The 22968-nt window shown below is 33.4% G+C and carries 23 protein-coding genes; 12 read left to right on the forward strand and 11 right to left on the reverse strand.

Translation table 11 applies throughout. The features are described 5' to 3' along the window. Nucleotides 1-139: 139 nt before the first annotated feature. Complete coding sequence (locus ABW636_RS15425) at nt 140-1204, reverse strand: DUF3667 domain-containing protein (protein WP_367590959.1); 1065 nt, start codon at nt 1202-1204, stop codon at nt 140-142. Between the two features lie 75 nt (nt 1205-1279). Continuing rightward, complete coding sequence (locus ABW636_RS15430; RefSeq protein WP_367590960.1) at nt 1280-2539, reverse strand: type IX secretion system plug protein; 1260 nt, start codon at nt 2537-2539, stop codon at nt 1280-1282. A gap of 238 nt (nt 2540-2777) precedes the next feature. Here ABW636_RS15430 and ABW636_RS15435 point away from each other — a divergent pair, with 238 nt between their 5' ends. From ABW636_RS15435 to ABW636_RS15480, 10 genes are all read left to right on the forward strand, one after another. Continuing rightward, entirely contained in the window at nt 2778-4133 is a 1356-nt protein-coding gene (locus ABW636_RS15435; RefSeq protein ID WP_367590961.1) for a Na(+)-translocating NADH-quinone reductase subunit A, read from the forward strand. A 4-nt stretch (nt 4134-4137) separates the two neighbouring features. Then, entirely contained in the window at nt 4138-5364 is a 1227-nt protein-coding gene (locus ABW636_RS15440; protein WP_367590962.1) for an NADH:ubiquinone reductase (Na(+)-transporting) subunit B, read from the forward strand. Nucleotides 5365-5366: 2 nt separating this feature from the next. Then, complete coding sequence (locus tag ABW636_RS15445; protein WP_367590963.1) at nt 5367-6122, forward strand: Na(+)-translocating NADH-quinone reductase subunit C; 756 nt, start codon at nt 5367-5369, stop codon at nt 6120-6122. Between the two features lie 3 nt (nt 6123-6125). Then, nucleotides 6126-6818 carry an NADH:ubiquinone reductase (Na(+)-transporting) subunit D gene (locus ABW636_RS15450; protein WP_367590964.1) on the forward strand — a complete coding sequence of 231 codons (693 nt, stop codon included), beginning with the start codon at nt 6126-6128 and terminating at the stop codon, nt 6816-6818. Nucleotides 6819-6893: 75 nt separating this feature from the next. Then, complete coding sequence (gene nqrE / locus ABW636_RS15455) at nt 6894-7613, forward strand: NADH:ubiquinone reductase (Na(+)-transporting) subunit E (RefSeq protein ID WP_367590965.1); 720 nt, start codon at nt 6894-6896, stop codon at nt 7611-7613. A gap of 1 nt (nt 7614) precedes the next feature. Then, complete coding sequence (gene nqrF / locus ABW636_RS15460) at nt 7615-8925, forward strand: NADH:ubiquinone reductase (Na(+)-transporting) subunit F (RefSeq protein WP_367590966.1); 1311 nt, start codon at nt 7615-7617, stop codon at nt 8923-8925. Nucleotides 8926-9092: 167 nt separating this feature from the next. Further along, nucleotides 9093-9950: a hypothetical protein gene (locus ABW636_RS15465; protein ID WP_367590967.1), complete on the forward strand. Its 858-nt coding sequence runs from the start codon at nt 9093-9095 to the stop codon at nt 9948-9950. Nucleotides 9951-10072: 122 nt separating this feature from the next. Continuing rightward, nucleotides 10073-10951 carry a DUF4846 domain-containing protein gene (locus ABW636_RS15470; protein WP_367590968.1) on the forward strand — a complete coding sequence of 293 codons (879 nt, stop codon included), beginning with the start codon at nt 10073-10075 and terminating at the stop codon, nt 10949-10951. Nucleotides 10952-10988: 37 nt separating this feature from the next. After that, nucleotides 10989-11366 carry a DUF8840 domain-containing protein gene (locus ABW636_RS15475; RefSeq protein ID WP_367590969.1) on the forward strand — a complete coding sequence of 126 codons (378 nt, stop codon included), beginning with the start codon at nt 10989-10991 and terminating at the stop codon, nt 11364-11366. A gap of 6 nt (nt 11367-11372) precedes the next feature. Next, complete coding sequence (locus ABW636_RS15480) at nt 11373-12368, forward strand: FAD:protein FMN transferase (RefSeq protein WP_367590970.1); 996 nt, start codon at nt 11373-11375, stop codon at nt 12366-12368. On the opposite strand, the gene ABW636_RS15485 is transcribed toward ABW636_RS15480, so the two are convergent. The 4 genes from ABW636_RS15485 to gpmI form a co-directional block, all read right to left on the reverse strand. After that, nucleotides 12365-13132, reverse strand: a complete 768-nt coding sequence (locus ABW636_RS15485) for a methyltransferase domain-containing protein (protein WP_367590971.1) — start codon at nt 13130-13132, stop codon at nt 12365-12367. The two genes, ABW636_RS15480 and ABW636_RS15485, sit on opposite strands and share 4 nt — an antisense overlap. 261 nt (nt 13133-13393) lie before the next feature. Further along, nucleotides 13394-14212 carry a type I methionyl aminopeptidase gene (gene map, locus ABW636_RS15490; protein ID WP_367590972.1) on the reverse strand — a complete coding sequence of 273 codons (819 nt, stop codon included), beginning with the start codon at nt 14210-14212 and terminating at the stop codon, nt 13394-13396. A 51-nt stretch (nt 14213-14263) separates the two neighbouring features. Further along, nucleotides 14264-14857, reverse strand: a complete 594-nt coding sequence (locus tag ABW636_RS15495) for a thioredoxin family protein (protein WP_367590973.1) — start codon at nt 14855-14857, stop codon at nt 14264-14266. Between the two features lie 458 nt (nt 14858-15315). Continuing rightward, nucleotides 15316-16881, reverse strand: coding sequence for a 2,3-bisphosphoglycerate-independent phosphoglycerate mutase (gpmI, locus tag ABW636_RS15500; RefSeq protein ID WP_367590974.1), 1566 nt, complete (start codon nt 16879-16881; stop codon nt 15316-15318). A 301-nt stretch (nt 16882-17182) separates the two neighbouring features. Here gpmI and ABW636_RS15505 point away from each other — a divergent pair, with 301 nt between their 5' ends. After that, on the forward strand, nt 17183-17569 hold the full coding sequence (locus ABW636_RS15505; protein ID WP_367590975.1) for an ankyrin repeat domain-containing protein: 387 nt from the start codon (nt 17183-17185) through the stop codon (nt 17567-17569). A gap of 234 nt (nt 17570-17803) precedes the next feature. Next, complete coding sequence (locus tag ABW636_RS15510; RefSeq protein WP_367590976.1) at nt 17804-18184, forward strand: ankyrin repeat domain-containing protein; 381 nt, start codon at nt 17804-17806, stop codon at nt 18182-18184. 318 nt (nt 18185-18502) lie between these two features. On the opposite strand, the gene ABW636_RS15515 is transcribed toward ABW636_RS15510, so the two are convergent. The 5 genes from ABW636_RS15515 to ABW636_RS15535 all read right to left on the reverse strand — a co-directional run bounded on the left by ABW636_RS15515 (nt 18503) and on the right by ABW636_RS15535 (nt 22893). Beyond that, nucleotides 18503-19270 (reverse strand): M48 family metalloprotease, encoded by a 768-nt coding sequence (locus ABW636_RS15515; RefSeq protein ID WP_367590977.1) that lies wholly within the window; start codon nt 19268-19270, stop codon nt 18503-18505. Nucleotides 19271-19444: 174 nt separating this feature from the next. Then, complete coding sequence (locus ABW636_RS15520) at nt 19445-19903, reverse strand: CAP domain-containing protein (protein ID WP_367590978.1); 459 nt, start codon at nt 19901-19903, stop codon at nt 19445-19447. 87 nt (nt 19904-19990) lie between these two features. Next, the gene (locus ABW636_RS15525; protein WP_367590979.1) at nt 19991-20725 is read right to left on the reverse strand and encodes a M15 family metallopeptidase; all 735 of its coding nucleotides are present in this window, start codon (nt 20723-20725) and stop codon (nt 19991-19993) included. 46 nt (nt 20726-20771) lie between these two features. After that, complete coding sequence (locus ABW636_RS15530) at nt 20772-21320, reverse strand: ClpP family protease (protein WP_367590980.1); 549 nt, start codon at nt 21318-21320, stop codon at nt 20772-20774. Between the two features lie 190 nt (nt 21321-21510). After that, nucleotides 21511-22893 (reverse strand): hypothetical protein, encoded by a 1383-nt coding sequence (locus ABW636_RS15535; RefSeq protein ID WP_367590981.1) that lies wholly within the window; start codon nt 22891-22893, stop codon nt 21511-21513. Nucleotides 22894-22968 lie beyond the last annotated feature (75 nt).

Consider the following 22968-nt stretch of genomic DNA (forward strand, 5'->3'; position numbering starts at 1 on the left):
TACTCAAAACCAATCTAAAAACATATTTATTGTTTAAAGAGAAAATTTATTATAATATTTAACTAAAATTATAAGGAATTAACTATTATTTTGGATGTAACTTATTGATTTATTGTGTTGAAGGTGAGTTGAGGTTGTTTTAAAAAATAAAAATAGACCCTACAAGGATTAGGACTGATCCAATCCCCGCAAGAATAATAAAGGATAGGTTAATGAAAATAAATTTAAAAAATGTTTTACCATTGTTTTGTTGGTAAAACTTACGCATTGCAATAAATAGATAGATTAGAAAAGTAACTATCGCAATGTGAAAAGCAGTTTCATTACCTAGTATTTCATCTATTAGGTACGAGATTCCTATCAAAAAAAAGAACATGGTTTGGGTGTGAAAAGTAAATATTAGATGTTCCATGTAGGTAAATGACCTTCTGAAATAAAATATCCAAAGGACTATTGCAAAAAAAGGTAAGAAAAAGAAAATGATAAAAGGAAGTTTGTTAAAAACAAATTCGAACAAAGCAATAGGATTGTCACTTAGTTTATATGTTTTTAAACTTCTTTTATAAAGATACTTGTTATACCAGTTTTTTTCATGCCCCAGGTTGTCTAATGCGGTTTCAGGAGAGAGTTCATTCGTTTTTTTGTAATACCTGGTGTATGTTTTTAAACGATTATTAAAATCTTCAAAACCGCTCATGGTGTCTAGTTGACTTTCTGAATAATAAACAGGAGATGTGTTTTCTTTAGAAGTAAGATAAGGTGTGAAAATTGATTCTTCTGAGTTATTGATCTCATTATTGGATGTTGTTTTAATCTCTTTTTTTAATGTATTAGCTTCTTTAGTATTTAATTGATTTGACATGTAGTCAAAGTCTATAAACATACCATTTATGATAAAGAAAATAATAGATACACTAAGGTAGAACCTAAAGGGGTTAGAGTATTTTATTCTTTTTCCTTCGATATATTCTTTGGATATTTTTCCGGGCTTAAAAAGTAAGGCAACTACAGTATGTCGAAGCTTTGAGTCATATGAGAAAATACTTGCAAAAAACTCACTAAAAAAATCTTTAAAAGAAAGTCGTTTTGTGGTATTAGCTTGTCCACAATTATGACAATATTTGTCAATAATATCTAAAGGAACACCACAATTAAGGCATTCGTTTCCTCTGTATTTTTTTAAAAACCTTTCTTGGTCTTTCATGCCCATATATGCTGGTTTACTTTTTGTATTGTATTAAAAGAAGGTTTTTAGTTAAGAATAGGGCTAAAAAGATATTTAATTAGTGATGTTGGCAGAGTTTCCGGTTCCTTTGCCAATGGCTCGATCATAACGTGAATTTGGAGCTCTGTAATAGGGGATAACGGTATATTCATTTTCGGTTTCGTCAAAATCACCGCTAATAAAACCATAATCAATGGTATTATCTGGTTTTAAAAGTACGTATTTGTAATTGTAAAACCCTTGTTTAAATAATCTTTTGGTATAATATAAACCACTGTCTTCGTCATAAGAAAGTCTTGTAGAATCGTCTAAAGTAAAGTTGTTGAAATTTCCGTATAAGTGAATTTGACCATCGCCAATGGATTCATAACATTTTAAAACAAAATGCATCCAAACATAATCAGCTTCAGTAGTATTGTCTTCAGCATCTAGATTTCGAATAACAAAACTTCCATTTATATCTGGGTTATAAGTATATCTTCTATTTGACCGAACTATATTTGGGTATAAGTAATTATTGTACAAATCTTTTAATTCGATACTTTGAGTACTAACCGTAGAGGCTCTTACATCTTTACTATCAAATGATAAATATTCATTTCCGCCTCCAAAAGAAGATTCTTGATCATATTTATATACTAATGTATTGGCTATAGTGAATTGAGGAACTAAATTGGTAATGGCGTTTTTTAAATCATTATTCTGTAATACTAATGTTTTTATATTCTGTCTGGGGTTTCTTATAATGTCCTTAGAATCTATTTCAAATTGAACCGATTGTCTTGAGTCAATATATTTTAGATTTCGGGATCTTTTTATATATACCTTTACAGTTGTTAAAGGCTCGTAAATAATAAATTTTCTTGTGAGAACAACTTCATCATCATCGTCATAAATTTCTAACTTATAATTACCGCTAACCTTAAAACCTCTCGTGTCTTCGTTTGGGAGACTCAGGTTGTAATGGCTATAGAGTTTTAGGGTGTTGAAAGAATTTTCGTAGTTTATAATTCTAATTTCGTCAAAACCGTCTAGATATTCATTTTTGTATAAAACAGAGGGGCTCCAGTCAAAGTTATGATGTGTTATTCGATAATAGTAATCTGCTTCATCACCATTTATGTCGTCAAATGAAATTCTTAAGGGTTTCCCCAGTTTTAAGAGAGGTATTCCTGCATACTTTTCACCTGTATGTATTTGTATGGTTTTGATATGTGCTGCAGTTATATTTTCAGAATGATCAGACTGCCCAAATGAATGAACAGGAATTACGATACATAAAAAGAGTGCTATTTGTTTTAATCGTTTAAGCATTGTAAGATAATTATCGAGGGTAAATATAAGTAAAAAGCACTCATTAGGGTGAATAATGAGAACAGCTTATCTACATATTTTATTGTTGTTTGGATTTTTTTTGATTGAATAAGTCGACGTTGGTTTATTATTTAGAACGAATATAAATAAAAATCTTATAACAAAACCAGCTTTCACTTACGTGTTTTAATTAGTAAATTTGCACGATTTTTTTAGTTAATTAACATAGACTACAAATATGTCAAAAGACATTCGTATCAGAAAGGGCTTGGACATTAATCTGGTAGGAGAGGCAGAAAAAGTTACTGCCGATGCTACAAGAAGTAATGTTTACGCAATTAAGCCTGACGATTTTCACGGTATTATCCCTAAAGTTGTTGCTAAACAAGGGACAGAAGTTAAAGCTGGTGAACCGCTTTTTCACTCAAAATCCAATGAAAATTTACTTTTCCCTTCTCCCGTTAGTGGAGAAATTGTAGAAATTATTCGCGGTGCAAAGAGAAAGATTTTGGCTTTCAAAATTCTTGCGGATAAGGAACAACAATATGCAGATTATGGAGTAAAGGACGTAAATGCAATGAACGGTGATGAGATAAAGACTCATTTACTGTCATCTGGTTGTTGGCCTTTTATAAAACAACGCCCTTATGATGTAGTTGCAAATCCTGATGTGGCACCAAAAGCAATTTTTGTTTCTGGGTATTCAACAGCTCCATTGGCAGCAGAGAGTGATTATGTATTGCAAGGAAAAGAGAAAGAGCTTCAGACTGCAATAACGGCATTAAGCAAGTTGACCCAGGGAGAAGTACATGTTTCTGTTGGTAAAAATGGAAATTCTCCATTAGCCGGGTTAGATAATAGTAAGGTGCATAAAGTATCAGGGCCTCACCCTGCAGGAAACGTAAGTGTGCAAATTGCTCAAATCAATCCTATCAACAAAGGAGAGATTGTATGGGTAGTTAGCCCACAAGATCTTGTTATTATAGGAGAACTGTTGTTGACAGGAAAATATAATGCAGAACGTATTATTGCATTGGCAGGCTCATCGGTAAAAACACCTAAATACTTTAGAACAAAAATAGGAGCCGAGGTAGCTTCTGTAGTGTATTCTTCTGGGGTAAATGATGAAGGTAATATTCGTGTGATTAGTGGTGATGTGCTTACCGGCGACAATGTAAAACCAGATGGTCATTTAGGGTATTATCATAATACCATATCTGTGATACCAGAAGGAGATGATTACGAATTATTTGGTTGGAATAAACCAGTTTTTGATAAAATATCTCCCTCAAGAGCATTTACTTTTTCATGGTTGTTCCCCAATAAAAAATATGATTTAAATACCAATACTAACGGAGAGCACAGAGCTTTTGTGGTTACAGGAAGCTATGAAAGTGTTTTTCCTTTTGATATTTATCCATTGCAATTGCTTAAGGCATGTGCTGTAAATGATTTGGATGCGATGGAGCAATTAGGAATGTATGAAATAGCGCCCGAAGATTTTGCGCTAACAGAATTTATATGTGTTTCTAAACAACCACATCAAAAAATTATAAGAGAAGGGTTGGACTTAATGTTAAAAGAAATAGGATAGTGCTATGGGATTAAAAGATAAATTACATAAACTAAAACTTAAGTATAAAGATACAAAGGTGTCTGCTGCATACAATGCAATTCATACCTTTTTGTATATGCCTAACGAAACAACTCATTCTGGAGCACATATTAGAGCTGTAGATGATTTGAAACGTACCATGAATACCGTTATTATGGCGTTGGTGCCATGTCTGATATTTGGAATGTTTAACGCAGGATATCAGCATCACCTAGCAGCTGGTGAAATCGAAGCAGTGAGTAATGGCTTTTTTAGCTCAGTATTCTGGTCTTTCGATAATTTGGTTGTTGGATTATGGAAAGTACTTCCGTTAGTCGTTGTTTCTTATGTAGTAGGACTTACAGTAGAAATTATTTTTGCAACTATCAAAAAACACGAAGTAGAAGAAGGTTACCTTGTTACAGGGATGTTAGTGCCTCTTATTGTACCTATTGATACGCCACTTTGGATGTTGGCAGTAGCGGTTGTTTTTGGAGTTGTAATTGGTAAAGAAGTATTTGGTGGTACAGGGATGAATATTCTTAACCCTGCACTTACTATACGTGCATTTTTATTCTTTGCTTATCCTACCTGGATGTCAGGAGATAAAGTATGGGTGCATGGAGCGGTAGAAAGAGCCAATGAAATAGCAGGAGGAGCACAATTAGATGCAATTTCTGGAGAAACAGTTTTAGGAAGCCTTGCCCAGGGAGCAGAAGTTAAGTATAGTGTTTCAGATATGTTTTTAGGATTTATACCAGGTTCTGTAGGCGAAACTTCTACCATTTTAATTTTATTGGCAGGGTTGTTCCTTGTTTTTGCAAAAATAGGAAGCTGGAGAATCATGCTTAGTGCTACTATTGGAGCCTTGGTAATGGGACTAATTTTTAATGGAGTAGTAAGCTCGGGATGGATAGGAGAAGGAAGCAAGTTCTTCGGATTAATGAGTACAGAATTCTGGCATCATCTACTTATTGGTGGATTTGCATTTGGAGTTGTCTTTATGGCAACAGACCCAGTAACTGCATCACAGACCAATAAAGGGAAATGGATTTATGGATTTCTTATAGGGTTTATATCAATCCTGATTCGAGTTTTCAATCCTGCATATCCAGAAGGAGTAATGCTTGCCATTCTTCTAATGAATGTGTTTGCACCAACTATCGACCATTATGTGGTACAAGGAAATATTAAGAAAAGAATGAAACGTTTAAAATTAAAAACGGCGTAATCATGGCAATTAATACAGATAAAAATTCATATACAATCATTTTTGCCGTAGCTATGGTGGTAGTGGTTGGTTCGTTGCTAGCTTTTACAGCATCTTCTCTTAAAGAGAAAATCGATGCGAATAAGCGTACAGAAAAACAACAAAACATACTTTTTGCTATGGGAGTGTCGGATGCAGAAGACCCTAATGAGTTTGTTCCTGCAGAAAAAGCACAAGAGTTGTTTGATCAATATGTAGGAGATCAACAATATATTATTGTTGGTAGCAAAGCAGAGAAAACTTCTAAAGCATTTGATATAGAAGTAAAGAAAGAGAATGATAAGATAAAGCAAGATGCAAATTATCAAAGAAAAATGCCTTTGTTTATAGGAAAGAAAGATGGAGAAGAGTTTTACGTCGTTCCTATGAGAGGAAATGGACTTTGGGATGCTATTTGGGGATATGTTTCTTTGGATAAAGAATTTAAAACTGTTAAAGGAGCATTTTTTGATCATAAAGGAGAAACTCCTGGATTAGGAGCTAATATAAAAGAGGCTTATTTTAGAGATGATTTTATAGGCGAAAGTATATTAGACGCATCAGGAACTTACAAAGGAATTACTGTAAAGAAAGGAAATGCTGATCCTAAGAATGAGGATAAAACAGATAATGAAGTAGATGCTATGGCAGGTGCAACAATTACTGGTGATGGTGTTACGGTAATGGTAAAGAAAGGCATCAAAATGTATCAACCTTATTTCGAAACTTTAAAAAAATAACAGATGGCTGAAGTAACAGAAGAAAAAGTGAAAGCTAAAGAACCTAAAGAGCCTTTGTTTTCTAAGAAAAACAAGAAATTGTTATCAGATCCTCTAGCAGATAATAATCCAATTACTATTCAAGTATTAGGGATATGTTCGGCTTTGGCGATTACAGCACAATTGAAACCTTCAATTGTAATGGCTATTTCGGTAATTTTTGTATTAGGAATTGGGAACGTCGTTATTTCTTTAATGAGAAATATCATTCCATCTAAGATTAGAATTATTGTACAACTTGTTGTTGTAGCTGCATTAGTAATTATAGTGGATCAGGTACTAAAAGCATTTGCATATACATTAAGTAAAGAGCTTTCGGTATTTATTGGTTTGATTATTACTAACTGTATTATTATGGGACGTTTCGAGGCCTTTGCATTAGGTAATGGTCCTTGGAAATCATTCTTAGATGGTGTAGGAAATGCTGCTGGTTACGGAGTACTATTAATTATCGTGGCATTCTTTAGAGAATTACTTGGGTCAGGAACCTTATTCGGAATAAAAGTATTAGGAGATCCTATCGAGAAAACCGGATTGTATGCTATCGGATACGAGAATAATGGTTTTATGGTATTAGCGCCGATGGCTTTAATTACTGTGGGAATCATTATTTGGATTCAAAGAAGTAGAAATAAAGCATTAATAGAAGATCACTAGAGAGTTCACAGTTGCTGGCTGATAGTTGTATAGTAAACTATCAACCGTCAACCTTCAACTAAAACTGATAAAAAAATGGAATATTTAGAATTATTTTTAAAATCAATCTTCATAGATAATATGGTATTCGCATTCTTTTTAGGAATGTGTTCATACCTGGCTGTATCAAAAAAGGTATCTACCGCCGTTGGTTTGGGGGCTGCCGTTATATTCGTATTGGCTATTACAGTACCACTTAACTTTTTATTAGATAAGTATATCCTTAGAGAAGGAGCATTGGTATGGTTGGGACCAGAATATGCAGATTATGATTTAAGCTTTTTAACATTTATATTATTTATTGCTACCATAGCAACTATGGTGCAATTAGTAGAGATTATAGTAGAAAAATTCTCACCTTCTTTATATAATTCGTTAGGGATATTTTTACCTCTAATTGCTGTAAACTGTGCAATATTAGGAGGGTCATTATTTATGCAACAGAAAGAATTTGCTACCATTTCTCATGCAGCAGTCTATGGTATAGGATCTGGAATCGGATGGTTTTTAGCAATTCTTGCGATTGCTGCGATTCGTGAAAAAATTAGATACTCTAACGTGCCTGCACCACTTCGTGGATTAGGGATTACATTTATCCTTACTGGATTAATGGCCATTGGATTTATGAGTTTTGGTGGAATGTTAACAGGTGGAGAGGAAGAAGAGAAAAAAGAAGCTAAGACTGTACAAACAGAGAAAGAAGAAAAGACTACAAAGAAAGTAGCCGAAAATACTAACGTTACAATACTTAAATAATATGATATTTTTAGCATCTACCGGTGGAACAATCGCGATAACCATAATTTCGTTTTTGGTGCTGATTCTTGTTTTAGTAGGGATTTTGTTATTTGCAAAAGATAAGTTACTTCCTTCGGGACCTGTAAAGATTAAGATTAATGGAGAAAAGGAAATAGAAGTAGCCTCTGGAGGTACACTTTTATCGACTTTAGGTAACGAAAAAATATTTTTACCATCAGCTTGTGGTGGCGGTGGAACCTGTATCCAGTGCGAATGTCACGTATTAGAGGGTGGAGGAGAAGCACTACCAACAGAAACACCTCACTTTTCTAGAAAAGAATTACAACATGGTGCTCGTTTGGCTTGCCAGGTAAAGGTAAAGCAGGATATGAATATCGAAATTCCTGAAGAAGTTTTCGGAATTAAAAAATGGGAAGCAGAAGTAGTACGAAATTATAATGTAGCTTCTTTTATTAAAGAATTCGTTGTACGTATCCCAGAAGATATGGGATATAAAGCAGGTGGATATATACAGATAGAAATACCTCAGTGCGAGATTAAATATGCCGATATTGATATTACGGCACACCCAGAAGAGCACGAAACACCAGATAAGTTTCAGGCAGAATGGGATAAATTTGGATTGTGGCCTTTGGTAATGAAAAACACAGAAACTGTAGAGCGTGCGTATTCTATGGCTTCTTACCCAGCAGAAGGAAGAGAAATAATGCTTAATGTACGTATTGCTACTCCGCCATGGGATAGAGCTAAAAATGGATGGATGGATGTAAACCCTGGAGTTGCTTCGTCTTATATTTTTGCTCAAAAACCAGGTGATAAAGTGGTGATTTCTGGGCCTTACGGAGAATTCTTTATTAACGAATCTGAAGCAGAAATGCTGTATGTAGGAGGAGGAGCCGGTATGGCACCAATGCGTTCTCACTTGTATCATTTATTCAAAACTTTAGAAACGGGAAGAAAAGTAACTTATTGGTACGGAGGACGTTCTAAGCGTGAACTATTCTACTTAGACCATTTCTATGACCTAGAGAAGAATTTCCCTAATTTCAAGTTTTATTTGGCACTTTCAGAACCATTAGAAGAAGATAACTGGAAAGTTAAAAAAGATATAGACGATACAGAAGGTGATGGATTTGTAGGGTTTATTCATAACTGTGTTATTGATAATTACCTAAATCATCATGATGCTCCAGAAGATATAGAATTGTATTTCTGTGGACCACCATTAATGAACAAGGCTGTTCAGAAAATGGGTGAAGATTTCGGGATTCCAGATGAGAATATAAGATTTGATGATTTTGGCGGGTAAACCAACGATAATGATCAATAAGATTTTAAAAACCGATGCATGTTTATGTGTTGGTTTTTTTAGTTTTGTTTAACATTTAAAAATTAAGAATACGTATGAAATCAATACACATAATAAGAACTTTATTTTTTAGTTTATTCATCTGCTTTTTTGTAAATGGGCAAGATTTGAAAAAAAAGTTTATTCCAAAGTGGACAATCGGAGATCATAAGGTTTTTTTAAAAGAAGAAAAAGAAATCATAAGAAAAAAAGATAGTGTACATAGTAAAGTTTCAAGTTCTAAGACAATTATAGATGTAAAAAGCGAGACAGATGAAGCCTATATCATTAATGTTAAATATAGAAATCCAAGTTATACATTAACATGGTATGCATATAAAAATATTGCAAATGTATTGCCTGAGATAGAATATCTTAATTTTGAATTGGCATTCAATAAAAATGATTATTCATTAAAACTTTTAAATAGGAAAGCAGTAAGTAAGGAATATAAACAGTCGATACGTAAAATTGAAAATTATTTTTTCTCAGAGATTAAATATAAAGACGAAAAATTGGCTCCAGTTGGAAGGATTTTATATTCTTATATCTCGATACCTATTAATACTATTAAATACGGGTTTAATACAAAAAAAGGTATTGAGGAATTTATTGTTGCTGAAATGGACGTTTTTTTTAATTCTTATGGAGAGTTTTTTGTAATTAATAAAGAGGAAAAAAACGAAAAATATCTTCCGTATAAAAAGAATCCTAATAAATTAGTAAAAGTTGTAGAAAGTGTAAAAAAATCTGAAATAGATGACGGAAATATGTATTATTCACTTGTTGAAGCAGTTCATTTTGTAGTAGATAAAGATGATAAAGAAGGGAAGGATCCTACAAGTGGATTTTATACCAAAAATATTGATTTGAAACAATTAGACTTTGGTTCTTCCTGGATGGTTAATTATGGAAGTAAAATAGAAGCAAATTATAAGGACAAATTAGTTGAATATAAATCCATTGTGATATCCTTGCAAGAGTAGGTGTATAATACTGTAATAAATTGATAGTATTGTAAGGTATATTTATAGTTATTAAGCATATATTGGAGGGATTTCTTGGAGTGTTAGTTTCAGATACTGTATAAAATGATACTATTAAAACTATGAAAAAATATATTTTATCCCTGATAATTGCAATAACCATTGTAGTGTTATTAAAGAAAACCAGAACGGGAGCCGTAGTGGCTAATCAGGTAAAAGGAGTGGTGGTGAATGCAGTGGTTAAACCTGATTATATAAACACAAAAGGTGATTCTATTGTTACACGGGTGATGGTTCCAGAAGGGTATCAAAGAGTAGCTTATGATCGTGGTACTTTTGCAGAATATTTACGTAACTATAAACTAAAACCTTATGGTAGTAAAATCATTAACTATGACGATAGTGAATATTTTGCACAACATTGGCATGAGGCTATTCTAGAAGTGCCAGTGCCAGCAAATGGGCTTCAACAGTGCGCCGATGCACTTATGAGAATACGATCAGAATACCTTTGGAATGCTAATAGAAAAGATGAGATTGGATTTAAGTTTACATCTGGTCATTATTGTTCCTGGAAAAAATATGCAGCTGGATTTAGACCAAAGGTTAAAGGAAATAAAGTAACCTTTCATAAAACTGCTACAGCCAATCACTCAAAACCTAATTTTTATAAATATCTAAATTTGATATATACCTATGCAGGGACATTGTCAATGTATAATGAGCTTCAAAAAGTAGCAATTAAAGATATTCGAATAGGTGATATGCTTGTTAAACCAGGAACTCCAGGTCATATAGAGATCATTGTTGATGAGATTATAAATGAAGAGGGAACAAAAATGTACCTGTTAGCGCAAGGTAATACCCCTGCACAAAGTGTTTGTCTGCTGAAAAATTTCGAAAATACAGAGACTTCTCCATGGTATGTGTTTCATGAAAATAACCCTGTAGATACACCAAGTTATTATTTTGATAAGGCATTGTTTATACGATTTAAATAGTTTATAATTTACTTTTTAGATAGTATCTTTGCAGGCTATGACAAGAATACTTACCAAACAAGAACTGCATAACCTTGCAATGAACATTGTAGGGAAAGAATTAGAAGAAAAAGGGTATGAGTTTATTGCTATCAACAGCACCCTAGGAAAACACCCTCAATTTGTTTGTATTGATAAAAGTAATCAGCGTTACTTCGTGTTGGTAAAGGCAATTTCGTATCCAGACAATCCTCATAATTATGATATGGTTTGGATGGAGTCTTTTAAGAAACACGCAAGAGAGCAAGAGGCAAAAGTGTTTTATGCAGGAGTAGGACTACAAAACTCTCAAGACCCTAGAAAACCGATATTACTTAATGAAGAATATATCCTAGAATATGCAGGTCTTCAGGTTATAGAAACTCATTTAAATTAAATAAAAATGGTTAAGAATTTCGTTGTTATTGCTGCTTTAATAGTGCTTGTTTCTTGTAAACAAGAAACAAAATTATACCTCAATTATGTGAAAGGAGAAGCTTTTGGAACTACTTTTTCTGCCCAATTTATAGCGAAGGAAGAAATAGACTTTAAGCTTTCTTATGATAGCATCATAGATGTTATAAATACCTCTATGTCTACATACATGCCTAATTCAGATATTTCCAGAATTAATAAAGGAGATACTAGGGTTACAGTAGATGAGCATTTTAAAAATGTATTTAAAGCTTCTAAGAAGATACACGTGGCAACCAATGGGGCTTTTGATCCCACAATTGGTGTTTTGGTAAATGCATGGGATTTTGGCCCAGAAGGTAAAATAACGTCGTTAGATAGCTTAAAAATCGATAGTTTGATGCTTTCTGTCGGTTTGGATAAAGTTGCATTAATAGAAAGTAAAATTGTCAAAAGTCATCCTGAAACTTATATCGATTTTAATGCGTTGGCAAAAGGATATGCTGTAGATGTTTTTGCTAGCTTTATAGAAGCAAAAGGTATTGAAAATTATTTGGTAGAAATAGGAGGAGAGATTCGTGGAAAAGGAAGTAATTTAACCAAGAAAAAACCTTGGAGAATAGGGGTAGAGGACCCTAATTTTGACGATACACAGTCCTATAGTAAAGTAATTTCTCTACAGAATGAGGCTATGGCTACATCGGGTAGTTATCGTAAATATAAAGTAGATGACTTAGGTAATCGGTATGCTCATATTCTTGATGCCAAAACAGGATATCCTCATAAGTCCAAGCTATTAAGTGTGTCAATACTTGCAGCCTCATGTATGGATGCCGATGCATACGCTACGGCGCTAATGTCAATGGGACTAGAGCAAGCAAAAATCTTTTTGAAATCACATCCAGAGTTAAAAACGTACCTTATTTATGAAGATGATCAAAAACAGTTACAAACGCTTGCTGTAAATGGATTTTCTAATGATTAATGTTTGTAGCAAACTGGTAGTATTTCTCCAGGAGCCAGACAATATCTTTTCACTTCTTCGAGAGATAAAACAGCCGTATAGTCTACTTCATCTACTTTAAAACCAATAGCCCTTAACTTTTCAAAATAATCTCTACCATATACTCTAACATGATCGTATTGACCAAAAATTTTAGCTCTCTCTTTAGGATCAGTAATGGTATTGTCTTCAAAGGTGATTTCTCGATCTAATTCTTGAGGGATTTGTAAAATTGCCATACCACCATGTTTTAATACCCTATAGAGTTCTTGCATGGCTTTGGTGTCGTCTGGGATGTGTTCTAATACATGATTACAAAAAATAATATCATAGGTATCATCTGCAAAAGGGAGGTTGCATATGTCGGCCTTTACATCAGCTAATGGAGAGTTAAGATCTGTTGTAGTATAGTCTAGATGCGATAACTTTCTAAATCTTTTATAAAATGCTTGTTCTGGAGCAAAATGCAAAACCTTTGCAGGGGTGGTGAAAAAGTTTGTTTCTGCTTTAAGGTACAACCAAAGTAATCTATGACGTTCTAGCGAAAGCGTAGAAGGAGAAAGTACATTGGTTCTTTGCTTACCATACCCATATGGCAGAAATCTTGAAAAACGTTTTCCATCTATAGGATCCATATAAGTATTTCCTTTTAGAAAAAAAGAAATTATAGGGCGTATCAAATAACTCAATCGAATTAAAAGAGGTCTTGGTACCGTATTTAATATGAATTTAAAGAGTTTTTTCATGATTAATTGTTAGAAAAACGAAGAAACCTTTAAGATTTACAACGTACTACTTTGATTTTATTAGTGAAACTCTGTTTTGAAAAGTTGTGCAGCAAGGCATTCAAAATAGATAATTGAACAAATCCCACTTTTTTAGCGAGATTTTAGTTTTAATACTTCGAAGCTTACTTCGTAACTCTAAAAATCATTCTCTGTTATATGCCTCTTGAGCTTACCTCAAGAATCATTTACAGATACAAATTATATATTCGTTTGTAATTACTATATAGTCAACATTTCTTGTCTAAAAGCATCTTCTTCATCAGACTCAATACCTAACGCTTGGTGTACGTACTTAAATGTAGATAAAATCTCGGGTTGTCCGTCAATAATAGCTACATCATGTTCGAAATGTGCACTTGGTTGTCCATCTTTTGTCAAAATGGTCCATCCATCCTGTAATTGTTTGATGCGATGCGTTCCCATATTAATCATAGGTTCGATGGCTACCACCATACCTTCTAAGAATTTTTTTCCTTTTCCTCGTCGACCATAATTTGGCATTTCGGGATCTTCATGCATTGTACGACCAAGACCATGTCCTACCAACTCTCTAACAACACCATATCCTGCTTCTTCGGTAAATTTCTGAATCGCATATCCCACATCACCCACGCGATTTCCTAGTTTAAATTGGGCAATACCTACATATAAAGATTCTCTTGTAATACGCAATAAACGTTCTACCTCTGAAGAAATCTCGCCAACAGCAAAGGTATAGGCATGATCGCCATAAAACTCATTTTTAAGAGCACCACAATCAATAGAAATAATATCTCCTTCTTGCAACGGTGTATTGTTAGGGATACCATGAACCACTTGCGCATTAGGACTCATGCATAATGTGTTAGGGAAATCATACAATCCCAAAAAACCTGGGACCGCACCATGGTCTCTAATAAACTCTTCTGCTAGCTTATCCAACTGTAATGTGGTTACACCTGGTTTGATTTCTGATGCCAGCATTCCTAGGGTCTTGGATACGATCAATGCGCTTTCTCGCATTAATTCTATCTCTTCACGTGTTTTGGTAATGATCATATGCTAATAAACTGTTCAAAATTCGAGAAGGCAAATTTACAAAGAATAACCTTAATCTTGGTAGGAATGCTTATATGGTTTCTCAGATGTGATCGTTAGCATGTCTTTTTCAAGCGTTTCTCTGGCAAATTCTACATACCTTCCCAGTTCCTTGCCGTCTTTATAAAAAATAAAAGTAGGTACTCTAACAATGTCTAATCCCTTTTCGTACCCTTTTGGAGTATCTTTTGTACGAGTTACAGTAATTAACTCTAGATTGTTGTAGTCGTAATTTGCCTGATCTAGTATTTTATAAAAAGTAGGCGTTTCTCTTTTACTATCGCTACACCATGTTCCCATAAAAGCTTTTATAGTAATGCCTTTTAGATAAGGTTTTAGTTGTTCTACAGTCTTTGTGTCGACTTTGTATTCTTTGTAATTCGTGTTAAACCACTTGCTATAAGGCGCTTGCTCTAATGCTTTTCGATCTTGTTTTCCTACCAAAATCTTTGGTTGGGTTTGGACACCAGAAATTGCAGAAGATGTTTTGTTAGTTGTCTTTTCGGTAGTTGTTTTAGTATTGTCATTAGTAACTATAGTGCTACTGGCGCAAGAAAAAAAATATATAGATAAAATAATAAAGGTTACATTTTTCATGGTATTCATAAAATTAGGTGTTTACGAATATACTATGAACTGGTTTAAACTTTTTTGATTCATACGAAAAATGAGGATTTTTTAATTAATTCAAGTGTTTTTTGTACTTCATAGTAGCGCTACGAATTGAGAAAAGATGAAAATTGAGTAAAATGTTTATTTTCTTTATCGAAGGGTATATAGGTGTTTGAACGATAGTAATAATTTGCACACCTAATTTTTTTAAATCCAACCTCTTTACTCTCGTAACTTTAAGTATATAATCCTAAAAATAGTAAGTCATGAAGTATTTATACCCCATTTTTAAGTTAAGTTTTGAGATGTTAATGTTTTTAAGAACCCTACCAAGTGCATCGCGATATGCATTACGTAGATAGAGTGTCAATTAGTTAATTATTAATCAATAATAAGTATTAATGTGTTAAGTATATCATTTAATTTGAGTGAGAACATAAAAAAGATGAGTATTATATAGAAGCAGGCTCATCTTTTTTATGATTCAATTTATTTTTAATTTGGCTAATTAACGAATTTTGTGTCATTGCAGCCGGTTTCTCCAGTTTCATAAGGTCTAGTATGGTTGGAGCAATATCTCCCAAAATACCATCATTTACAGGGATTTGATCTTTGTCAATTAAAATTATTGGTACAGGATTAGTGGTGTGGGCAGTATGAGGAGAACCATCAGGATTAACCATTGTCTCACAATTACCATGATCGGCGATTAGAATTGTGGTGTAATTGTTTTCTAACCCAACCGTAACAATGTCTTTTACACATTGATCTACAGCCTCACAAGCCTTGATAGCAGCTTCCATAACTCCTGTATGTCCTACCATGTCACCATTGGCAAAATTGAGACAAATAAAATCGGGATTACCTTGTTGTAACTCGGGTAATAAAGCATCTTTTAGCTCGTATGCACTCATTTCGGGTTTTAGGTCATAAGTAGCTACTTTTGGAGAATCTCTCAGAATCCTTGATTCGCCTTCAAAAGGAACTTCTTGTCCTCCTGAAAAAAAGAAAGTTACATGAGGATATTTTTCTGTTTCGGCTATTCTAATTTGCTTTTTTCCAGCTTTTGACAACACTTCTCCCAGAGTTTGAGTAATATTATCTTTATTATAAATGACGTTTACGTTTTTAAAATTTTCGTCATAGTTTGTCATAGTAACATAATGCAAAGGCATTTTTTGTGTACCATACTCGGGCATATTTTTTTGAGAAAGCATTTCTGTTAATTCTCGCCCACGATCAGTTCTGAAATTAAAAAATAGTACTACATCTTCTTCTTGTATGGTTGTTGCTTTTGTTTGATTTTCGTTTACAAAAATAGGTTTAATAAATTCGTCTGTAATACCTTTGTCATAATTAGCTTGTATGCTAGCAAGAGGGTCTGTACTTTTTTCTCCAATTCCATTCACTAATAAATCATAGGCTAATTTTACACGTTCCCATCTTTTATCTCTATCCATTGCATAATAACGCCCAATAATAGAAGCAAGTTTACCGGTGGTTTTTGACATATGTTGTTGTATGTCCTTAATATGACCTTTTCCTGATTTAGGATCTACATCCCGTCCATCGGTAAAAGCATGTAAAAATACATCCTCTAAACCAAAAGAATGAGCAACATCTAGTAAACCTTTAATATGATTGATATGAGAGTGTACGCCTCCATCACTTACTAAACCTAATAAATGAACATTTTTTTTGTTACTTTTTGCATACTCTAAAGCTGCTGTTAGTACAGATTCGTCTTTTAAAGTATTATTTTCTATAGCCAGATTAATTTTTGCTAAATCTTGATATACAATTCTTCCTGCACCCAAATTCATATGACCCACCTCACTATTTCCCATTTGCCCATCGGGTAAACCAACGTGTAAACCATCTGTTCGAAGAGAAGCTGTAGGGTATTTTGTGTATAGGCTATCTATAAACGGAGTATTTGCATGGTCAATAGCAGATACTTTAGGATCTGGAGAAGTACCCCATCCATCGAGAATCATTAGAATTACTTTCTTATTCATATATCTTGTACTACTTGGCGTTATTTTTTAAGAATATTCTTAAAAGAAATACAGAAACGCCAAAGGTACAACATCGCTTATAAGCGCACAAAACTATTAGCTTATATGCGAGTAAATGGTCTTTTTTAAAATGTTGTATAAAAAGATAATTTTTGTGAAATTATTAACGCAATCACGTTAATAAGGTTAAAATTAAGTTATTCTAAGGATTTGAGGCTTTTATGTGTGAATTATGCAATTTATTTGCGCCGTCAAAAAATGACTTACACAAATCATTAAAATTAAACGAAAGAAAAAAACAATGAAAAAATTATCAATCTTAGTAATGTGTATGGTAGTTAGTTTTAGTTTTGCTGGAGATCCAGTAGATGAAAAATTAAACACCTATAAGGTAACCAAAACCAAAATTACCAACGTTGAGCCATTTTGTATTTCTATAGTCGAAGGAAACTATGAAATGGTTAAAAAGATGATAGAGCTTGGCTCTAAAGTAAATGGATATTCTCATGGGATGACTCCTTTAATGTATGCCGCTAGACATAACAAGGTTGAAATAGCCAAACTTTTAATAGCTAATGGCGCAAGAATAAAATCCAGAAATGCTAGAGGGTATAATGCTATGAATTATGCAGAATTATCTCATGCAAATGATATCATTGTATTCTTAAAAGAGCTTAAGAAAAAATAAACCCCGAATGTACCATACTTAACCTATGGTCGCCCGCTTTCTATGTTTACTAATTAGAAAGCGGTTTTTTTTTTATAATTATTTTAATTCGTTAATGTTTTATTTTTCTATAGGATTTCTTACTAAAAACTCTAAAAGTTAAAAATCTGTTATATAATCAAAAATAGTGTAACAGTTACTTACAGTTTGATGTCTTATAAGTATCAATCAAAATAATTTTAAAACGAATTCATTATGAAAAAAACTGTTTTTGCCATTTTAATGGCTATTTGTGTTACTTCTGTAAGTTTTGCATCAGAAGTAAATTTGAAGACTACTAGCTCATTAGATTATGAAGTGACTACTAAAACGACTCCTTTTTGTATGGCTATTATAAAAGGGGATTTTGAAGTTGTCAAAAAAATGATCGAACTAGGAAATGACGTAAATGAAAAATCTCATGGTATGACACCATTAATGTATGCCGCACGTCATAATCGTATCGAAATTATTAAGCTACTTGTTAAAGAAGGAGCTAATGTTAAGACAAGAGATAGTAAAGGTTTTAATGCTATGAAATTTGCAAAAATTTCTAATGCAAAAGAAGCTATAGCACTTTTAGAAGAATTGTCTTAATAGAATAACTGTAGGATTAATTTAGTAATGTTTAGGACCCATCTGCCAATTTAAAATGGTAGGTGGGTTTTTATTTTGTGTTTTAACCATATATTTTATGCGTAATAACACTTAATACACTCAAAACGTACTTTTATGTACTAATATGTGCCGTTTATACAATTACCGATGTTTTTTTGAGAATAGCTTTGTATTTTTACAGAGTAACCTATAAATCCTTCAATGTTAATAATATAACATTTTGTCAAAATGAAAAAACCGTTAGAATATGTACTATGCTAATGGTTTTTTTTATTATAAAAGCTAACGCAATTTTCTTTAGTTTTTACTATATTCTCTAATAGCTTCTCTAATCTTTTCTATTCTATTATCTGGGTCGGGATGGGTACTTTGAAACTCTGGAGTTCTATTGGGACCCGCTGCTGCCTTAAGGACTTTCATAACATCGATCATTTCTTCAGGGTTGTATCCAGCATTAATCATGAATAACACCCCTAATTTATCACTTTCTAATTCGTCGCCACGACCATTACCCAAAAGTACATTTTTTCCTATACCATTAACTAACCCTCCCATATCAGCTCCTACAGAAGCTCCCGTAGATATGGTTTTCCAAAATTCATGTTCAGCAATTCGTTCTGCAGAGTGTCTTCCTAATACATGACCAATTTCATGACCTAAAACACCTGCTACCTGATCTTCATTTTCTAGTTTGGATAGCAATGCATAGGTAATAAATATTTGACCACCAGGGAGTGCAAATGCATTAATTGTATTAGGGTCTGCTAATAAATGAAATTCGTATCTATATGGTGTTTGTTTTGCCATACTAGAATTTACAAGTTTATTACCTATCATATCAATGTAACTTTGTAGCTTTTGATCAGGATATAGTCCACCGTGTTGCTGTGCCATTTCGGGAGCACTTTGTAGACCTATTGCAATCTCTTGATCACTGGTCATATTTATGTTTTGTACCTTGTTGGTGTAAGGGTTTAAGGTTTTATTATTGCATTTCTTAATAAAAGCAAATGCAACAATAGCTATACCTATCAAAATTCTAATTTTTAAACCACCACGTCTCATCAATAAATTAATTTATGATTAAAAAGTCAAATATAAAGTTAGTAAATATAAAAGTTGCTTACTAATAAAATGTAAATAACACTTTTTAGTAAGCAACCACTAGAGGCTTCCGTTTTGAATTACAAAACGGGCTTTTAGTGCTAACCACAGCATAGTTGAGTTAGCGCGGTAGGTTTATAGATAAAATAATTGTGTATAATAATAATTTCCATCGTCATCTTTAATAGCGGCGATACCTATATGGGTATAATTACCTTCGAGATTTTCTCTATGCCCATCACTTTCAATCCAGGCGTTAACAACACTGGCGGCATCTCGATAATGACTTGCTACATTTTCGGCAAAACCAGAAGCATTTACTTGCGCTCTTAACTCATCTCCTCTTTCAGAAAAACCATCATGACTAATTTTTTTTTGAGCAATCATATATAGTGTATGTTCTATTGCTAATTGATCGGCTATTTCATTTGATGCTAAGGCGGCTAATTTTTTTTCTGCTCTATATTCATTTACAAGTTTTAATATTTCACTGGTAATAAGAGCTTCTTCGGGGGAGGTGGTAACAAGGTTTTCATCTTCAGGGGTTGTATCATTATCCTTGGTACAGGATACAATACCACATATAAGTAGCATGATACATAGGTATTTAACCATAGAATTGTTCATAGAAAGGGGTTTTTTATTAAATAACTGAATTACAACCGTTTTAGTATATAAAACCTACGGGTTTTGTAATAATTTGGGATTAATGTCCAATACATTATCTTTAATATATTGTTTTATAAAGTTTTCTGTGATATGAGCATCCCCCAGTAGATTAGCTTTTTTTAACTCCAAGGCTATATCTAGTTTTAGATAGTCTTTTAGCATAGGTATAGAGAGAGGAGCATAGGAGTAATGCCAAGGTTCGTATTTAAAACCTTTTCTGTCTATACGATCTGTATATACCAGAAAAAAACCAAAATCGGCAGCGTGTAGATCTAACCATTCTTTAAATTTACAAAACGGGCCATTTTCTTCAAAATGTTTGGCTAATAGTAAGTTTTTGGGTTGCTTGGCACTCCCATCGACGATATCGATATCCGTCCCCCAGTGATGTCTGGATGTGCCAGGTATAGTAGAATATTCTATGATTTTTGAGATTGCTTTGAGAGGAGATAATCCTTGAGTGGTAAACCTTTTATATTTACCTTCCCATATTCGATTTTGATGCGCATAATTTCTATAGCTAGAAACTACTTTGATATCAAATCCGCTTTTTAGTGCTTCAGTTTTCATTCTTAGAAAAGCATCATGTGCTTGCTTCCTAAGGCGATAACCGTCACCAAAAAGCGGAGGATTATTTTTTCCCATCAAATCTGCCGTAGAAAAATTAGATTGTTTCATTGCAAAGATTGGTAATGACATTCCAACCATTGCTAATGAACTTATACTAATAAAATCTTTTCTTCTCATACGGCAATTTTATACAATACTATTTTCTGAAAATTATAAATAAGATTTATTCTGCAATTCCATCTACAATTCCGTATGCTAAAGATTCTTCTGCATCCATCCAATAATCACGATTGAAGTCTTTTAGAACTTTTTCAACGTCCTGACCACAGTTATCGGCTAAAATCTGAGCACTTAATTCTTTCGTTTTAACAATTTCTGTAGCCTGAATTTCAATATTAGAAGCTTGACCTCTGGCACCACCGCTAGGTTGATGAATCATTACTTTTGCATGAGGTTGTATAAACCTACGTCCTTTTTCTCCAACACTTAGAAGAATAGACCCCATAGATGCTGCTAACCCGGTACATATAGTAGAAACGGGACTTTTTAAACTTTTTATCGTATCATACATAGCAAATCCCGAAGTTACATATCCACCAGGGCTATTTATATATAATTTGATTTCATCATTACTTATCATATCCAGGTACATTAGTCGGTCAATAACATGTTTGGCAGACTTGTCGTCTACTTGACCCCAAAGAAATACACTGCGTTCTTCTATAAATTTTTTATCGATCAGATCTTGTATTTTTCCTGATTTTTCTTTCATTTTTGTGCTATTTGATTCTGTGTTTTATTTTAACTTAAATAGATGTAAAAATTAGTGGTTGCATATACATCTAAAAACATAAATGTATAATTATTTTTGCAGACTAGCATCATTAGAATTTGGCAATTAATAAAAAATCACAAATGCTATTTGTTATGTCCTAAAAACATTTTTTCGAAAAGAGGAAGATTTAAAAATCACTCACTGTAAAATACCAGTCCGCATCATCTATAAATAACGTTGTATTACCGTTAAGTCTTACATATATTTGAACCGTAAAGGTAGTTGTTGTTTGATTCGTTACTTGTATCGAAGACTGAAAAACGCTTGGATCGTTAACAGTTAACTGAATAATGTAATTACTACTTGATCTTGCGGTTCCCAAAGTAACCGTGTAATTACCAACCCCATTTCTTACAGCAGAAGCCCCTTGAGTTTTTAAGTTGGTTCCATTACCTGCTATCTTTCCCAATGCAACTATTGGCGAAGTACCAGAACTACTTCCTCCGATATTATTTATTTGTTGCCAGTTTGTGCCATCACTTTTGATCCATAGAATAGTTTCAGAAGTAATAGTAGTTTGGTTAGCATTGGTATGATCTCTATATGTGCTAATGGTTCTATTGGCATTGGTACTATTTTTTATGACATACATTCGACCTTCACAAGTATTGGCGGCGGGAAGTGTGATGTTATGAGCTCCTATAATATGAATGGTATGATGATCCTCGGTCAAGGTCAGGTTTCCTGTAGTGCTTAAAATTGATGTTGCAAAAGACCCTTCGAGCTGAAGCGTAGAATTGGCCATGGTAAACCCAGATGATGGGTCATCATAATCACTATCTATCGGAACTTCTTGTGTGTTTAGATTGATCCCAAAACGAGTGGTGGCATCTGCAGTATTATTACTTCCTTGTACTCTAAAAAATTCTCTATGAAATTGTCCACGTCTATAATCATATCGTTTAAATACAATTTGCTCATCACCATCATCACCAACGGTAAACTCTAATCGACCATCATTGTTAGGGCCTGCAGACCCTATTTCAAAAATATCAGTTATTCCTGCACTACCTTTTAATCGAAAGCTTCCGTTGGGGGTTGTAAAGAACATTGGTTGGTAGAAAGATCCTCCAGGTGCTCTAAACTGAAGTGCAGATGTAGTACCATTGCCATTGACATGAACCAAAGGTTGATCATTATCGGTATAATCTGGAAGTGCTGCAGTTAGACCCAAAGTTTGTCTGCGTCCAAATTGTAATAGAGGTAAATTGTTAGATCTAATTTCCATAGCAATATCATCGATATGCCCTAGGAAAGAAGTGGTTGGCAACCCGGTATTTCCATCGACTAACCAATTATCATTAGAAGTAGATACCCAATTGGTGCCATCAAAAACATAGATTTTACTATCTTCAAGATTGTATAGAATAGATCCTGTTGCCGCTCCTGTAATTCCATTCATTTCTACTATGGTGGCACTAGTTGGTAATCCCATGACCGAGAGCGCGTCTATTTGAGAAAATACAAATCCAGGTAAAATAAGTAGAATAAAGAGTAGTCTTCTAATCATAACAATATTTTAATTAAACCATCAATTTACTTAAAACTAGGCACAATAAGAAATTGTCATTAGATTATACCGTAT

Source organism: Aquimarina discodermiae (assembly GCF_040786235.1).
Taxonomy (GTDB): Bacteria; Bacteroidota; Bacteroidia; order Flavobacteriales; family Flavobacteriaceae; genus Aquimarina.

Coding starts and splice junctions, on each gene's coding strand:
- ABW636_RS15530 (WP_367590980.1), bottom strand. CDS start 21,320: ATGAAAGAAAAATCAGGAAAAATACAAGATCTGATCGATAAAAAATTT.
- ABW636_RS15425 (WP_367590959.1), bottom strand. CDS start 1,204: ATGAAAGACCAAGAAAGGTTTTTAAAAAAATACAGAGGAAACGAATGC.
- ABW636_RS15515 (WP_367590977.1), bottom strand. CDS start 19,270: ATGAGACGTGGTGGTTTAAAAATTAGAATTTTGATAGGTATAGCTATT.
- ABW636_RS15470 (WP_367590968.1), top strand. CDS start 10,073: ATGAAAAAATATATTTTATCCCTGATAATTGCAATAACCATTGTAGTG.
- ABW636_RS15475 (WP_367590969.1), top strand. CDS start 10,989: ATGACAAGAATACTTACCAAACAAGAACTGCATAACCTTGCAATGAAC.
- gpmI (WP_367590974.1), bottom strand. CDS start 16,881: ATGAATAAGAAAGTAATTCTAATGATTCTCGATGGATGGGGTACTTCT.
- ABW636_RS15510 (WP_367590976.1), top strand. CDS start 17,804: ATGAAAAAAACTGTTTTTGCCATTTTAATGGCTATTTGTGTTACTTCT.
- nqrF (WP_367590966.1), top strand. CDS start 7,615: ATGATATTTTTAGCATCTACCGGTGGAACAATCGCGATAACCATAATT.
- ABW636_RS15485 (WP_367590971.1), bottom strand. CDS start 13,132: ATGAAAAAACTCTTTAAATTCATATTAAATACGGTACCAAGACCTCTT.
- ABW636_RS15480 (WP_367590970.1), top strand. CDS start 11,373: ATGGTTAAGAATTTCGTTGTTATTGCTGCTTTAATAGTGCTTGTTTCT.
- ABW636_RS15440 (WP_367590962.1), top strand. CDS start 4,138: ATGGGATTAAAAGATAAATTACATAAACTAAAACTTAAGTATAAAGAT.
- ABW636_RS15505 (WP_367590975.1), top strand. CDS start 17,183: ATGAAAAAATTATCAATCTTAGTAATGTGTATGGTAGTTAGTTTTAGT.
- ABW636_RS15450 (WP_367590964.1), top strand. CDS start 6,126: ATGGCTGAAGTAACAGAAGAAAAAGTGAAAGCTAAAGAACCTAAAGAG.
- ABW636_RS15525 (WP_367590979.1), bottom strand. CDS start 20,725: ATGAGAAGAAAAGATTTTATTAGTATAAGTTCATTAGCAATGGTTGGA.
- ABW636_RS15430 (WP_367590960.1), bottom strand. CDS start 2,539: ATGCTTAAACGATTAAAACAAATAGCACTCTTTTTATGTATCGTAATT.
- ABW636_RS15535 (WP_367590981.1), bottom strand. CDS start 22,893: ATGATTAGAAGACTACTCTTTATTCTACTTATTTTACCTGGATTTGTA.
- ABW636_RS15520 (WP_367590978.1), bottom strand. CDS start 19,903: ATGCTACTTATATGTGGTATTGTATCCTGTACCAAGGATAATGATACA.
- ABW636_RS15495 (WP_367590973.1), bottom strand. CDS start 14,857: ATGAATACCATGAAAAATGTAACCTTTATTATTTTATCTATATATTTT.
- ABW636_RS15445 (WP_367590963.1), top strand. CDS start 5,367: ATGGCAATTAATACAGATAAAAATTCATATACAATCATTTTTGCCGTA.
- nqrE (WP_367590965.1), top strand. CDS start 6,894: ATGGAATATTTAGAATTATTTTTAAAATCAATCTTCATAGATAATATG.
- ABW636_RS15435 (WP_367590961.1), top strand. CDS start 2,778: ATGTCAAAAGACATTCGTATCAGAAAGGGCTTGGACATTAATCTGGTA.
- map (WP_367590972.1), bottom strand. CDS start 14,212: ATGATCATTACCAAAACACGTGAAGAGATAGAATTAATGCGAGAAAGC.